A 15,083-nucleotide genomic window follows, 5' to 3' on the forward strand; every position below is an offset into this window, starting at 1 on the left:
AGCAGTAATTGTACAATATAAGTAGATGTTGATAGAAAGGTTTGATAAAACTATGTCGGACACAATTAAACTTTTAGTAGTTGAGGATGAGGAACGCATTCGTCGTCTACTGAAAATGTATTTAGAAAGAGAAGGCTATGAAGTGGAAGAAGCGGAAAATGGAGAAGTTGCTTTACAGCTCGCTTTGGAATTTGATTATAATTGCATCCTTTTAGATATAATGATGCCAGAAAAAGATGGCATAGAAGTGATGACAGAACTGCGCGTACACAAAGAAACTCCAATCATATTATTGACGGCTAAAGGGGAAGAAGCTAACCGCGTAGAAGGTTTTGAACTGGGAGCAGACGATTATATTGTAAAACCGTTTAGTCCACGAGAAGTAGTGTTACGTGTGAAGGCACTTTTGAAACGTACCTCAGTTGGTGCACCTATACAGGGTACGTCTATTTCTAAAGAAATCGTAGTTTTCCCACATTTAACAATAGATCACGATGCGCATAGAGTTACTGCAGATGGCGTTGAAGTAGGTTTAACTCCAAAAGAATATGAATTACTATACTTTTTAGCGAAATCACCAGACAAAGTATTCGATCGTGAGCAGTTATTAAAAGAAGTATGGCATTATGATTTTTTTGGTGATTTAAGAACAGTTGACACTCACGTCAAACGGTTGCGTGAAAAGCTAAATAGAGTTTCCGAAAAGTCTGCTAAAATGATTGTAACTGTATGGGGTGTCGGGTATAAATTTGAGGTTATCAATGAATAGAATTTGGAATAGTGTTGTCGGGAAGCTTTGGGGAACCATATTGCTTCTCGTTTTATTTGTGTTATTTATTGTAACCGTTTTACTGCTTGAATTTTTAGGAGATTTCCACACAGAGCAGGCGGAGGAATCTCTTCGTAAAGAGGCAGAAACTATTGGTAAAATTGTCGAGCAGCATGACAAGGTGGAAGATTCTATCGAAATTATACAAGATATTTTAGGTACAGAAACAAACACGTTAATTGTACGAAATTCAGGATCTGTATTTTTATCTATTCATGAAGGACTTAACAAAAAAGTAGTACAGGAAAAGATATTAGGTGATAAGCAGTTATCTAAAATATATACATCGGATGAACCAATCGTGAAGAAAATGCTAATGCCGGCTATGCACAGTGAGGATCGGATGGAAGATTATATTATTCTAGCCACCCCTTTAGAATCCAATAAAAATATCCATGGTGCTGTATTTATTTATCAAAGCTTGGAAGTTGTTAGTAAAACGACAAATAGTACAACAAAAATTGTATTCTTATCTGGATTTATCGCATTGCTTCTAACTACGATGTTCACTTTTTTCTTAACCTCGCGGATTACTTTACCGCTAAGATCTATGCGAGAAGCAGCGATTCAATTAGCTAAAGGTAATTTTGAAACGAAAGTTCCGTATCTCCAAAAGGATGAAATTGGAGAGCTAGGAATCGCTTTTAACCAAATGGGGAAACAATTGAAGCACCATGTGGAAGTCATTAACCAAGAAAAAGAGCAATTGGCGAGTATTCTCACTTCAATGACGGATGCGGTTATTACATTTGATACTAAATTTAATGTTCAAGTTAGTAACCCCCAGGCAGATCTGTTATTTAAAAAATGGTATGAGAATACTGGAGCAACAAATGAATCAAAGCTACCAGCTGAAATACACCATCTTTTAGAATACGTATATGATGTAAATGAAGAGTTTGACGAAGAGTTAGAGATCCAGGGATCCTATTTTGCAGCATCTATTAGTCTTTTGTACACAAGTGGTAATACAGTACGTGGCGCAGTAATCGTGCTTCGTGATATGACCGAGCAGCATCGTTTAGATAAAATGAGATCAGATTTTATCGCAAACGTGTCGCACGAGCTTAGAACTCCTATTTCGATGCTTCAAGGCTATTCTGAAGCAATAATAGATGATGTCGTTACAACCGAAGACGATAAAAATGAAATGATTCGTATTATATATGATGAGTCTAAGCGAATGGGAAGACTAGTAACCGAACTATTAGACTTGGCACGTCTAGAATCAGGTCATCTTAGTATATATAAAGAAAAGGTTAATGTAGTCCCAACAATTGAACGTATTACACAAAAGTTTGACCAGGTGGCCAAAGAAAAAAATATTAAATTATCATTGGAACATAGTTTAACAGAAAGTTTATCGATGGAACTTGATGAAGACCGTATGGAACAAGTGTTAACCAATTTAATAGATAATGCGTTAAGGCATACAAAAGAGAATGGCTCTGTTACTGTCCAATTAAGTAAGACAGCTACTCAATTAGTTTTAAAAGTAATGGACACCGGATATGGTATACCAAAAGAAGATCTTCCTTATGTTTTCGAACGTTTCTACAAAGCTGATAAGGCGAGAACTAGAGGGAAAAGTGGAACTGGCTTAGGATTAGCAATCGCAAAAAATATTGTAGAAAGACATGATGGTGTCTTAACTGCAGAGAGCGAGCTAGGGGTAGGTACCAACTTTATTATTCATTTACCGCTTAAAGATGTGTAACAAAAATGTACTTGAAACGACTAATTGAAAGAACGGGGGGAGCCTATGAATGACTCCGTTTTCCACCGCTTGTATGATTCGTATCATCAAGATGTTTTTCAGTTTCTCATCTATTTAGTGAAAAATAGACAAACTGCGGAAGACTTGGTCCAGGAAGTATATGTACGGGTACTCAGAGCTTATAGCAGCTTTGAAGGAAAAAGTTCAGAAAAGACTTGGTTATTTTCGATTGCCAAAAACATAGCTATTGACCATTTTAGAAAACAAGCCGTCCGAAAGAAGAGGCTGTTTGAATCTTTTGATTGGGAAACAATGCAGCTTGCATCTTCCGATATGCTGCCAGAGGATTTAGTGCAGTTGAGTGATGAGATGAAAACATTATTAACAGCTTTAGATGATTGTACCGGAGACCAGAAAATGGTCATTATCATGCGCTATTTCCAGGAACTTTCGATTGCAGAAACGGCAGAAATTTTAAATTGGTCTGAAGGGAAAGTGAAGACAACGCAACATCGTGCGATCAAAGCACTTCGCATGCGGTTATCTGATAAACAAAAGGAGGCAGATGTTCATCATGAGTGAGAAAAAAACAGAAGATCATGTACTAGATGAGCTTTTAAATAGTATGCCTCAGTTTACAGATAAACGCTCGAAGGATGAAATATACCAAAAAGTAAAGTCGGAAATCGAAACTCAGGAGAAATTGGAAAAGAGAAACCGTGTTGGAGCAGCTGTAAACAAGTGGTTGCCATTTATCATCTCTGTAGCTTCCGTATTAATATTAACAGTACTAGTTTCTTCTTATATTAGTGATAATTCAAATTCAACTGCGGATAAGGCAATCGAGTCTTCAATGGCTGAAGATAGAATGACATCTACGGAAGAAACGGAAGAAGCCTCTATGAAAGTAGTAGAAGAGGAAAAGTCTAACGATATGACGATTTTTTCTTCACCAGAAAATGCTACTTTTGAATTGGTTCCATTCGATAGCTCTTTTACATCCGTTTACGACAGTGATATAAACGGCGGGACAGTATTTCATTTCTCTATGATAGAAAATGCTCTTTCTGTACCAATCACAATTGTAATTCCTAAAGAACAAATTGACTTGGATTTTCCTGACGGTGCACCAAATAGCTTGGAGCTGTATGAAAGGTATGCATTTAAAATTGATGAAACTGCTCTTGGATTCCAAGAATACCATCCATACAAAGGCTACTTTTTAGCAGAAGGTAACATGTTAAAGCATTACCTACCAGCAGATCATGGTTACGATACGGCTCCTGGTACAGCAGCACCTTATATTTCTTCTATCAATGAAACCTTTACTGATTTTGATTCTTTAGCAAGAGTAAATGAAGATGGGTCACCGATTGAATGGGATCAGGTAGGAACATTGACAGAACCTTTAGCACTTCAAGGTATAGAAAATAACGCAAATTATTTTGCATATAAGGCTTTTAATGAAGAAACCTATTTAACTCCTAATTTCAATAAAACATTCGATACACTTGAAGCAGCTTTGTTGGATATGAAAAATCCTGAAAACGATATTTATACTTCTGTTATCCCCAATGGTATGAACTTTACTGTACGGGACGATAAAGGTTTTATAGTACACTTCGATGAACCATTAAACTTGGAATCATTAGGAGCGAGTGAGGCATCTCGATTGATAGAAGGCTTTTCATTAACAGCTGCTAGCTTCAATCAATCCATCAAATTAGAGAACGTCGTACAGGAAAAGTGGCAGGGGATCGATTTGACGAAATCACTCCCTATACCAATCGGACCGAATGGTTTTAATATGATGAAATAACGAAAAAACCAAGCTTACGGAGTTAAGCTTGGTTTTTTCGTGCTCTAGTAACGGGATAGCCCATAAAATGGTGGAAATAGCGCATAAACGCCATATGCAGCTTTAAAATCTGTAGGATAGCCCATAAAGGATTCAAAACAGCCCATAACCACAACAAAACAGCCCATAACCACAACAAAACAGCCCATAAATATTTGTTTATAGCCCATAACCTATTTGCAAACAGTTCTATTGCATATATTGTTATTGTTTGATAAGATATTATTAATTCAAGATAATATCTTGAAGGACAATAAAATATTGATTCATCTTCGGGGCAGGGTGTAATTCCCGACCGGCGGTATTAGAAATTTATTTCTTCAGCCCGCGAACCTTAACAGGTTGATTTGGTTAAATTCCAAAGCCGACAGTATAGTCTGGATGGGAGAAGGTGAAGGTGCAGTCGTTTTTCGTATACCTATACGGATACGCTTATTTAAGTGTACCTTGTTTCTCCCTTGAACTTTTGTTAGTTCAGGGGATTTTTTAAGTATACAAACGGTCTGAACCTTTCTTCTTGTGGAGTGAATCGCAAAAGGAGAGAGGATTTTATGTTAAAAGGCAAAACGCGAATGCTTATTGCAGTCGCAATGCTTAGTAGTATTTCTTTTGTTTTGATGCTACTTGCATTTCCATTACCGGCATTGCCGGCTTATTTGAAGGTGGACTTTAGTGATATACCAGCTCTAATTGCTGCAATCACGATGGGACCAATGGCAGGAATTCTAGTTGCATTTTTAAAAAATGTGTTAGATTGGTTATTTGCAGGAAGCCCGACCGGTGTACCAGTAGGTCATATGGCTAACTTTGTAACTAGCATCTTGTTTTTAACACCTGTGTATTTGATTTATCGTAAAGTTACTACATCAAAAGGAATAATGGTTGGACTGGGAGCAGGAACGGTTTCGATGGCGATTGGTATGAGTCTATTAAATTACTATGTATTTTTACCAATGTACTCTTACTTCTTAAACTTCCCAATGGAAACAGGTTCAGCATTGTTTAATACAATCATTTTTGGTATTTTACCGTTTAACTTGATTAAAGGTATATTAGTAACAATAGTGATGATTGTATTATTTAAACGAATGAAACCATTGCTTGATAAAGTAACTAATTCATATATGAAGCCTAATATCAATTAACAAAAAGTTGTTTCTCCACTTGGAGGAACAACTTTTTTTAAAAGAATGTGTAAAATATTGTCCCGTGAGCACTGGGATTAAGTAATCTTTGAATGAATAATACTACTGATTTTCGTTACAGGTGGGGAACAAAGGCTAAAAGCGCCACCTCGAGTGGCAACGCCTTTGTGACCAACATCCTGCTGGCCTCCGCGGGCGTTGACTCTGCCTCCTCGCTACGCTACGGGGTCTTCGCCTAATGCTTTTCCCGCTGGAGTCGCCACCTTTCACTACAATCAATATAAAGTATAGTACTCAACTATATAATTAAGCACAGCTTATCGCTAAGATAGAAGGATGGGACAAGTTTTTAGTAATTAACTCAAATTACTTGAATCTTTTTCTTAGAAATGCTATCCAAAGAAAGATGAATAAAGCAGAATTTTAATTTATATTATTAGGTTAGAAAAAGACAGACTGCTTATTTATGCTATATTTAATCAACTTTCTTATAAAGCGGTTTTTGTTGATTGTAGCGTAGGTCGGCGACTCCAGTGGGACAGCACGAGGGAGAGACTACAGGCTCGAGCCGTGCTCACGTAAAGCGTCCGACAAGAGCGGAAATCAATTGCATATCTAGTTATTTGTTCTTATAGGACCTGACATGTCTTTAGCTTGGTTTTTCATAAATAAAAAACGGTGATTATGACTAAGTCACAACCACCATTGTAAAACTATTCAAATTTCAGTGCGTCGCCTTCGAAAGACTCCTCTGCTACTTTAATAGAATCAGTAGGGCAGCCTTCGAATGCATCTTCCATGTCTTCCATTAGTTCTTCTGGAACTTCTGTTGTACCCATGTTATCATCTAAAATAACGAAGGCAATACCTTCATCATCATAATCATAAATATCTGGGGCAGCGGCTCCACAAGCTCCGCATGCTATACATGTATCTTTATCTACAATTGTATATTTTGCCATTATTATATTCTCTCCTTTATCACTACTAAAACGAATATGCTATCGTATTCATTCTAAAGATGTTTTCCATACATTTCAACCAAAATACTTCAGAAAAGAGAGGTATTCCTATGCATTTTCATCAAATATTACTATTTATTATACATAAAATAAGCGGACAGCGATCTGAGAATGCGCCATTCTATTTATTAAAAGGCAAAAAATCAGGTCAAACCATTCAAGATGTGACATATTTTCAACTTCATGCTTTTTTCTCTATTCTTCCCCAATTATCGAAGGAGGATTATGATACAGCGATCACTGAATTGTATAAAGAACAATTTATCGAGTTAAAAGAATCGACTGTACATATTACCGATAAAGGTATTAGCGCAATAACGCAACAGAAGAACGTCCTACTCAACGGGTGGCAATATAGGGGAAAGGAACATGTTTTTTGGAAAAGGTTAGATTTAGCTGTTCAAACATTATCACAGTTCCATGCAAATGATAAGAAATTTGTTCCAAACCAAAAGGATATTGACACGCAGCAGTTCGTTAAAGACTATTTAATCCAGCATAATTTTCGCCAATTCAATTTGAGTAAAGAGATGAAGCATGAATTACACCTACTGCTTGAAAATCCTTCGTTAGATGATTTACATAGAACATTTTTTGTTTATCGACTAAGCGGCTTTAATACAATAGGTTTAACGTGGGAGCAGCTAGCGCGCTATCATAAGTTGTCTGAACTAGACGCAAAAATAATCTTTTTAGAGTGTTTACACACTATGTTAGACAATATTTCAAGGGAGGCTAGTCCTCTTTTATATTCTTTGGCAAAAAATATACGTATCGAAACTCCTCTAACAGACTCTGCTTTCAAAACGAATAGCCTATTGGAAAAAGGATATTCTTTGGAACAAATTGCGGATTTAAGAAAGTTGAAGATTAATACAATTGAGGATCATGTTATTGAAATAGTCTCAGCCAATAAAAGTTTTCCTATTTCTACTTTTATCTCGAAAGAGCAGGTCTATGAAATACTCCATTTATCAAGCGAGCTGCAAACTAAAAAGCTCACAGAAATAAAAAATAGGTTACCGGAAGTTAGTTACTTTCAAGTTCGTTTAGCCTTAACGAGGAGTGAACAACTGCATGAGTAAATTAAATGAAATTCTCCAGAAGAAGTTTGGTCACATAAGCTTCCGGGAGGGTCAAAAAGAAATAATTGAACAAATAATAAACGGAAAAGATGTGATTGCGATTCTTCCAACAGGTATGGGGAAATCGCTTCTCTATCAGCTGCCTGCTTATATGAAAGAAGGAACGGTGATTATCGTTTCGCCACTATTATCACTTATGCAGGATCAAGTGGAGCAACTGAAAATATTAGGGGAAAAAAGAGTTGTGGCGATTAATTCATTTTTACCATTCCAGGAAAGAGAATTGGCTTTTCGCCACCTAGCTGACTTTAAATTCATTTTTACTTCACCAGAAATGCTGCAAAATGAACAATTTAACCGTGCACTAAAAAAACTTTCTATTGCTTATGTTGTGGCGGATGAAGCGCATTGTATTTCCCAATGGGGATTTGATTTTCGACCTGATTATTTAAGGATATCCAATTGGTTGCAGTCACTCAACAAAGTGAATGTCGTTGCTTTAACTGCAACTGCTACAAAGGATGTTGTAGAGGATATAAAAAAAACGTTACGGATGAATAATCCGTTTGAATTCATACATTCACTGGATCGCCCTGCCATTGCATATGAAGTGGTGGAGGTAGATAACCAACAAGAAAAATTGAGTTGGATTTTAGGCAGAGTCACTTCGACAGAAGGACCTGGGATAATTTATACCCAGTCACGCAAAAAGACCGAAGTTTATGCTGCATTTCTACGGGAAAAAGGGATTTCTGTTGCATATTATCATGCGAAAATGGAGCAAAGTGACCGTATATTGATCCAACAGCAATTTCAACAAGGACATTTAGAGTGGATTTGTGCAACTAATGCTTTTGGAATGGGTATTCACAAAGATAATATCCGACAAATTATTCATGATCATATCCCTACATCTGTCGCAGGCTATATGCAGGAGGTGGGGAGGGCCGCACGAGATGGCGACCAAGCTATTGCTTCCCTTTTATATACTTCTACAGATGTTGAACAAACTTTTTACGTATCCATGCAGGACTTCCCAGAAGAACAAGACATTCAAATTGCATTTAAGCCTGAATATGCTGAAGTTGAGCAGGCAGAGACAACAACTCGTATTCTAAAGTATTGGAAAGAGCGGTTAAATGAACAGGATACCATCCAATTATTTAAACAGATAAAGCAAAAAAAATGGCAGGATATACAAAAATTTTATTCTATGATTCAAAATGATATTTGTTTACGTCAACAGCTTCTACATTATTTTGACCAACCATTGTTAGAAAAACCTATACATTGTTGCTCCAAATGTAAATTGGACGTTCCAAGCATTTTGGGAAAGAGAATGAAAAACAGGAATGATCAGGTTGAGATGAATTGGAAAAAAAGACTTCATACTCTACTTCCATTATAAAGCATTTGTTAAGTTTACTTTTTCTACAATATTCGTCATAATAGAAGTAGATAAGAAGGTAGAAATGGAGTAGGAATAAAATGAACCAAGATGATTATCAAAAAAAAATCGACGAACATCGACAATCCATTGGACAAGATGATGATACTAATCAAACAAGAAGAAGACGAAGTGCCAATATGAAACCTAAGAAAAAATCTAGGAACCTATTGATCCCAACCGTCTTTTGTATTTTCATATTAATACCAGTGAGCATATTCATATATGTACAGTTTTTTTATGCAGCTGATCCAAATAAAGCAGAAGTTGTAAAAAATGATACGATACATGTGGAAACACAAACGATCAATAATGGCACAAAAAAAGACGAAAATAAAGAGGAAAAAGTAGAAACTCCAGAAGTAACCACTCCTGAAGAAACAGAGCAGTCAGTTGAAGAGCCAAAAGAAGAAGTTAAAGAAGAACCAAAAGTGGAAGTGACAGAACAACCAAAACAAGAACCTGCTAAAGAAGAGAAAAATGAGGCAACAGAAACTTCAAGCTCTAAATCGCATATAGTGAAGGAAAATGAAACACTGTATCGTATAGCTGTAAATTATTATAATGACCCTTCTGCAGTCGAAAAAATAAAATCTGCAAATGGTCTTACATCAAATGAAATTTCTGTTGGACAAAAACTAGTACTACCATAAACGTAAGAAGGATATTTATATAAAATGTTGAATATATAAAGTATATCCTAAGTTGGAAGAGGTGCTAATATGTTTGTAAAAAGTGTGATGATACCAAAAGAAAAATGCGTAACAGTTCAAGTGGATGCTATGGTTTCTACGGCTTTGCGTGTTTTAGAGGAAAAAGAAATGGATGCTTTACCGGTATTAGATAATGGGAAATATGTTGGTATGTTCAACAAATACCTTTTGTATAAAGCTTTTTTCTATAGCTCTCTTGATAAAGAAGCTTTCATGGAGCAAACAAAAGTGACAGATGTTATGACAAACGAAGATATATTTGTTGGTTATGAAGATGTTTTTGAAAATGCAATGATCAAACTTCATGATTTCCCGATCCTAGCAGTTGTAAAGGATGGAAAATTTCTTGGATTAGTTACACGTTATGATGCAGTTGAACAATTTAAGAGTGCATTTGGTATGAATAGTAAAGGAACGCGCATTACCTTTACATCTGTAGAATCGGAAGGACGTATTCAAAAAATGACGGATGTGCTCCATAAATATCATGCCTCTGTCATTTCAATTGTTACTTTTGATGAGACCGATAAACTATTCAGACGTATCGTATTGAAGATTGAAAATGATTCGAAAATTGATCGAATTCTAGCTGATTTAGAAAAATCAGGGTTCCGAGTTTTACATATTGATAAAGAGGAGTAGAATGATCAATAGTAAACACGAGTGAGAGGGCAGGGGAAATTCCCTGTCCTTTTACGTGTTGTAAGGGGGTATATATTTGATAGGATGGACATTAGGTTGTGTATTGGTTATAATTTTGTTGTTTTTTTTATATATGTTATTTTTAGCTTTTCAAACAAATGTGCGCACTCATTCTCTACTTATTGAGGAATGGACGGAGGAGAAGCAATTTCATGTTTTTTTCATTTCCGACATCCATCGAAGAAAAGTATCTGATAAATTAATTCAACGTCTCCTTGGAAAAGTAGATGTAGTTATTATTGGTGGAGATATAACGGAAAAAGGCGTCCCGTTAAACCGAACAAATGATAATATTAAACAACTTACTAGGTTGGGAAGTACTTGTTATGTGTTCGGTAACAATGATCGCGAAGTGGGGGAACAAAACCTACGAAATATCCTAGACTCAAATGGAGTTCATATATTAGAAAATAGCTCTCTTCATTTTGAAAAAAGTAATTTTTCTGTGCGCATCGTTGGGATTAATGATGGATTTGCTGGGAATGTAAAGATATTTGAGGCTTTTAAAGAGGTTAAAGAAACGGATGTCCTTATATTCACTACTCATGCTCCTACATACTTCAATAATGCCAAAAAGATTAGTAAGCCACATCTTTTGTTAGCTGGTCATCTTCACGGGGGGCAAATACGCCTTGGCCCGTTTGGGATATATGAAAAGGGAAGCTATCGTGAAAAAGAAAATAGCGCAGAGCTCATTAGTAATGGATACGGAACAACCGCAATTCCACTGAGATTAGGAGCAAAATCTGAATGTCATCTAATAACTATTAGAGGAAGACGTTAAGTGAAAGAAAGGAAGTATTTTTTGTGAATCAACAGGTAGATGTATTAATAGTCGGAGGAGGACCATGCGGGCTGGCAGCAGCTATTTCTACGCAAAATATAGGATTAAAAACGGTTGTAATTGAGAAAGGGAATGTAGTGGAGGCTATTTACAATTATCCTACACATCAGACTTTTTTTAGCACTAGTGAAAAATTAGCCATAGGCAATGTTCCTTTCATAGTCGAGGAGAGAAAGCCCAAAAGAAATCAAGCTCTAGTTTACTATAGAGAAGTGGTAAAACTAAATAATATTGATGTGCGGAAATATGAACAGGTGCAAAAAGTAGAAAAACAAGCTCATCATTTCAACGTGCATACATCTAAAGCAAGTTATATGGCAAAGTATGTTGTTATTGCAACTGGTTATTACGATCATCCTAACTATATGGATATTCCAGGAGAAGAATTAGCAAAGGTCCATCATTATTTTAAAGAGGGTCATCCGTATTTTGGTTTAGATGTATTGGTCATTGGAGGGAAAAATTCAGCTATTGATGCTGCTCTAGAACTTAACAAAGCTGGAGCATATGTAACGGTAGCTTACCGTGGTAGTGAGTATTCGCCTAGCATTAAACCATGGGTATTACCTGAGTTTGATGGACTAGTAAGAAATAATGAAGTACAAATGCATTTTGATACAGAAGTAATAGAAATAGGTGTATCTAACGTCACTTTAAAAAATACTCAAAATGGAGAATTCCAACTACCTAATGATTATGTATTTGCAATGACAGGCTATCATCCAGATCATGCTTTTTTAAAACAAATGGGTATTGAAATCGATAGTGCGACAGGGAGACCTGCTTTTAATACAGAAACGATGGAAACAAATGTAGAAGGAATTTTCATCGCTGGTGTAATTGCTGCAGGAAATAATGCAAACGAAATTTTCATCGAGAATGGACGATTCCATGGTGATCAAATTGCCAACGAAATAAAAAGAAAACTCGTCATTGAATAATGAATATCTTTTTTAAAAATCATCCCTAAATTTTTGGTATTAGGGGTGATTTTTTTGCATATTTTTAAATTTGTAGGAAATGCAAAAATTTACCTTTGCACAAGTAAATCACTTTATGAACACAATCGAAAAAAGAGTGGCATACCGTAAACTCAGTTACGACAGCTACTCTTTTGCAATATATACTTAAAATATATACTCCATCGCTTTTTCTGGTTCGGGATGATTCAATGCAATCAGTAAAGCTAGACGTGCTTTTTGACCATTTAAGCCTTGTGCAAATATAACACCTGCATCTTTAAGTCCTTTTCCTCCACCTTTGTAGCCATACACGTCTTGTGCAATTCCATTAAAACATCTAGATACTAAAACGATAGGAATACCTTTGTTTAATATTTCTTCAATGACAGAAACAAGGCTAGGGGGCACATTTCCCTGACCTAAGCCCTCCAATACTATTCCATCGTACCCTAAATCGATTGACGCTTTGAGCAAGTCTGGCTCCATGCCTGCATATACTTTAAACATTGCGACTTTTTTCTCGATATGCTCAATTGGAAAAACGATGCGTTGATTGGGTGAGTGATGAAAATGTACGATTGACTTGGATATAAAGCCAATAGGTCCATATTGAGGACTCTGAAATGTACTCACATTGCTTGCGTGAGTCTTTGTTACGTTTTCCGCAGTATGTATTTCATCGTTTAATACAACAAGCACACCTTTCATTTTTGCATCATCGGAGGCAGCGACTTGGATAGCTGACATTAGATTATATAGCCCGTCTGACCCTATTTCATTGGAAGAGCGCATTGCTCCAGTGAGAACTATCGGAATTTCTGAATCAACGGTGAGATCCAAAAAGTATGCAGTTTCTTCTAATGTGTCTGTGCCATGAGTAATAACAACTCCGTCTATATCATCAGTTAAGATATAGTGATCGATAAGCTTTTTTAGCTCCATCATTTCGACAGGTGTAATATGAGGTGAAGGGAGATTAAAAGCCTCTATTTCTACTATTTTGGCTAATGACCTAAGTTTTTCCGCCTCGACTAAAAGTGGATTTTGATCAGTTGGAACAACAGCCCCTGTTTCAGCATGCACCTGCATGGAAATAGTTCCACCTGTGTGAATTAGTAAAATAGTTTTCATTGTAAGTACCTCCCATAATTTGCGAATATAAGGTATAATAGTATTAATGAAATGGAAGGAGTAAGTTTATGTTCATACTACTTTCCGTTGCAATAGCCCCTGCTTTAGCACTATTAAGTTATTTTTACTTGCGTAAAGAAATCTCTGCAGAACCCTCCAGATTATTGTTACATACATTTATATATGGCGCTATATTAACATTTCCAATTTTATTTATCCAACATGTTTTTCAAGAGGAACAGATTTTTTCTTCTTTATTTTTACATCAAGCTATTGTAACGAGTGCACTAGAAGAGTTTTTCAAATGGCTAGTTCTTATTGTTGCTATCTACAAACATGTGGAATTCGATGACCCATATGACGGCATTTTATACGGAGCAAGTGTCGCGTTAGGTTTTGCGACCGTTGAAAATATTTTGTACTTAGTGAATTTTGGTATGGAGGCAGCTTTTTTACGGGCCATTCTACCAGTATCCAGTCATGCCCTTTTTGGTGTTTTGATGGGGTATTATATCGGAAGAGCAAAGTTTGCAACCTTATCGAAATCTCGCTATGAAATATTTTATGCATTAATCGCACCACTAGCGTTGCATACTATTTATAATAGTATTCTAGGCATTTCAGGCTTGGAGCTTTTGTTAATGGTACCGTTTATGCTGTTTTTGTGGCTATTAAGTTTATCCAAAGTGAAGAAAGCACATGTTTTGTCTCGCAGAAAACGATACGCGGATCATGAATATTTTGTAGAAGAAAAAGTCTAGCCAATTGCTAGATTTTTTTTGTATATTTTAACACATCTTACTCCATGCTAGATAAAAAGGAGAGATGTCGTTTGAAACAAATAAAATACATCCTGATTAGTTTGCTATTTTGTACAGTTAGTTATTCTTTAATCTATGAGCAACCAACTACCCAGGCTTTCTCTGCTCAAGTATTAGAACGAGGCGCTTTTGGAGACGACGTTATCGAACTCCAAGCTAGACTACAGTATATTGGATTTTATAAGAGTGAGATAGATGGCAAATTTGGCTATAGCACCTACTGGGCACTGAGGAATTTCCAGGAAAAGTATGGTCTGCCAATAGACGGTTTGCTAGGTGAAAACACGAAGAAGAAATTAGTGAGTGTCTCTGAATTTGATAAAAAATTTGTTCACGAGCAGATTAATAAAGGAAATAGCTTTACGTATTATGGTGGAGTCGATTTAGAGAAACAAGTTAAAAACAAAAAAGAAGAGAGCACAAATATGCAGCTACCACCACAATATTCGGAAAAAGATTTGAAATTGATTGCGAATGCCGTATATGGTGAAGCACGTGGTGAGCCTTATGAAGGGCAAGTTGCTGTAGCAGCGGTAATTTTAAACCGTATTGAACATGCAGATTTTCCAAATACCGTTTCTGAAGTAATTTTTCAGCCTTTAGCTTTTACAGCAGTCGCAGATGGACAAATTTGGCTAGAACCAAATGAACGTGCAAAGGAAGCAGTGTTAGACGCCCTGAATGGTTGGGATCCAACAGAAAATGCCATTTATTACTTCAATCCAGATACTGCGACAAGCAAATGGATTTGGTCAAGACCACAAATTAAAAAAATCGGACAGCATATTTTCTGTGCATAAGGAGATA

16 protein-coding genes and 1 riboswitch are annotated in these 15,083 nt (G+C 36.3%); of the genes, 13 read left to right on the forward strand and 3 right to left on the reverse strand.

Translation table 11 applies throughout. The features are described from left to right. Nucleotides 1-52: 52 nt before the first annotated feature. From BLR36_RS05920 to BLR36_RS05935, 4 genes are read left to right on the forward strand one after another with little or no spacing between them, the layout of a single operon-like run. Nucleotides 53-769, forward strand: a complete 717-nt coding sequence (locus BLR36_RS05920; RefSeq protein ID WP_093060816.1) for a response regulator transcription factor — start codon at nt 53-55, stop codon at nt 767-769. Then, nucleotides 762-2,546, forward strand: a complete 1,785-nt coding sequence (locus tag BLR36_RS05925) for an ATP-binding protein (RefSeq protein ID WP_093060817.1) — start codon at nt 762-764, stop codon at nt 2,544-2,546. The genes BLR36_RS05920 and BLR36_RS05925 overlap by 8 nt, the downstream gene beginning before the upstream one ends. Before the next feature lie 45 nt (nt 2,547-2,591). After that, a complete protein-coding gene (gene sigX / locus BLR36_RS05930; protein WP_093060818.1) occupies nt 2,592-3,128 on the forward strand; it encodes an RNA polymerase sigma factor SigX in 537 nt (178 codons plus the stop codon). Beyond that, on the forward strand, nt 3,121-4,365 hold the full coding sequence (locus BLR36_RS05935) for a hypothetical protein (protein WP_093060819.1): 1,245 nt from the start codon (nt 3,121-3,123) through the stop codon (nt 4,363-4,365). Before sigX ends, BLR36_RS05935 begins: the two co-directional genes overlap by 8 nt. 44 nt (nt 4,366-4,409) lie before the next feature. On the opposite strand, the gene BLR36_RS18750 is transcribed toward BLR36_RS05935, so the two are convergent. Continuing rightward, the gene (locus tag BLR36_RS18750) at nt 4,410-4,574 is read right to left on the reverse strand and encodes a hypothetical protein (RefSeq protein WP_175453986.1); all 165 of its coding nucleotides are present in this window, start codon (nt 4,572-4,574) and stop codon (nt 4,410-4,412) included. A gap of 94 nt (nt 4,575-4,668) precedes the next feature. Beyond that, nucleotides 4,669-4,801: riboswitch (FMN riboswitch) on the forward strand. A gap of 154 nt (nt 4,802-4,955) precedes the next feature. Here BLR36_RS18750 and BLR36_RS05940 point away from each other — a divergent pair. Further along, entirely contained in the window at nt 4,956-5,549 is a 594-nt protein-coding gene (locus tag BLR36_RS05940) for an ECF transporter S component (protein WP_093060820.1), read from the forward strand. Nucleotides 5,550-6,262: 713 nt separating this feature from the next. On the opposite strand, the gene BLR36_RS05945 is transcribed toward BLR36_RS05940, so the two are convergent. Continuing rightward, entirely contained in the window at nt 6,263-6,511 is a 249-nt protein-coding gene (locus tag BLR36_RS05945) for a ferredoxin (RefSeq protein ID WP_093060821.1), read from the reverse strand. A 110-nt stretch (nt 6,512-6,621) separates the two neighbouring features. Here BLR36_RS05945 and BLR36_RS05950 point away from each other — a divergent pair, with 110 nt between their 5' ends. The 6 genes from BLR36_RS05950 (at nt 6,622) to BLR36_RS05975 (ending at nt 12,303) form a co-directional block, all read left to right on the forward strand. After that, nucleotides 6,622-7,656 (forward strand): YpbB family protein, encoded by a 1,035-nt coding sequence (locus BLR36_RS05950; protein ID WP_175453987.1) that lies wholly within the window; start codon nt 6,622-6,624, stop codon nt 7,654-7,656. Further along, nucleotides 7,649-9,064 (forward strand): RecQ family ATP-dependent DNA helicase, encoded by a 1,416-nt coding sequence (locus tag BLR36_RS05955; protein WP_093060823.1) that lies wholly within the window; start codon nt 7,649-7,651, stop codon nt 9,062-9,064. Before BLR36_RS05950 ends, BLR36_RS05955 begins: the two co-directional genes overlap by 8 nt. Nucleotides 9,065-9,144: 80 nt before the next feature. Further along, the gene (locus BLR36_RS05960; protein ID WP_093060824.1) at nt 9,145-9,756 is read left to right on the forward strand and encodes a LysM peptidoglycan-binding domain-containing protein; all 612 of its coding nucleotides are present in this window, start codon (nt 9,145-9,147) and stop codon (nt 9,754-9,756) included. A gap of 69 nt (nt 9,757-9,825) precedes the next feature. Next, nucleotides 9,826-10,458, forward strand: coding sequence for a CBS domain-containing protein (locus BLR36_RS05965; protein WP_093060825.1), 633 nt, complete (start codon nt 9,826-9,828; stop codon nt 10,456-10,458). 76 nt (nt 10,459-10,534) lie between these two features. Beyond that, the gene (locus BLR36_RS05970) at nt 10,535-11,302 is read left to right on the forward strand and encodes a metallophosphoesterase (RefSeq protein WP_093060826.1); all 768 of its coding nucleotides are present in this window, start codon (nt 10,535-10,537) and stop codon (nt 11,300-11,302) included. 23 nt (nt 11,303-11,325) lie between these two features. After that, complete coding sequence (locus BLR36_RS05975) at nt 11,326-12,303, forward strand: YpdA family putative bacillithiol disulfide reductase (RefSeq protein WP_093060827.1); 978 nt, start codon at nt 11,326-11,328, stop codon at nt 12,301-12,303. Between the two features lie 186 nt (nt 12,304-12,489). Here the strand turns inward: BLR36_RS05975 and BLR36_RS05980 are convergent, their stop codons facing one another. Further along, a complete protein-coding gene (locus tag BLR36_RS05980) occupies nt 12,490-13,455 on the reverse strand; it encodes an asparaginase (protein WP_093060828.1) in 966 nt (321 codons plus the stop codon). Nucleotides 13,456-13,523: 68 nt separating this feature from the next. Between BLR36_RS05980 and prsW the strand changes: the two genes are divergently transcribed. After that, nucleotides 13,524-14,216, forward strand: coding sequence for a glutamic-type intramembrane protease PrsW (gene prsW, locus BLR36_RS05985; RefSeq protein ID WP_093060829.1), 693 nt, complete (start codon nt 13,524-13,526; stop codon nt 14,214-14,216). Between the two features lie 44 nt (nt 14,217-14,260). Beyond that, nucleotides 14,261-15,076: a spore cortex-lytic enzyme gene (sleB, locus tag BLR36_RS05990; protein WP_093060830.1), complete on the forward strand. Its 816-nt coding sequence runs from the start codon at nt 14,261-14,263 to the stop codon at nt 15,074-15,076. Nucleotides 15,077-15,083: the final 7 nt, after the last annotated feature.

Origin of the sequence: Psychrobacillus sp. OK028 (genome assembly GCF_900103605.1) — a bacterium.
Classification (GTDB): Bacteria; Bacillota; Bacilli; order Bacillales_A; family Planococcaceae; genus Psychrobacillus.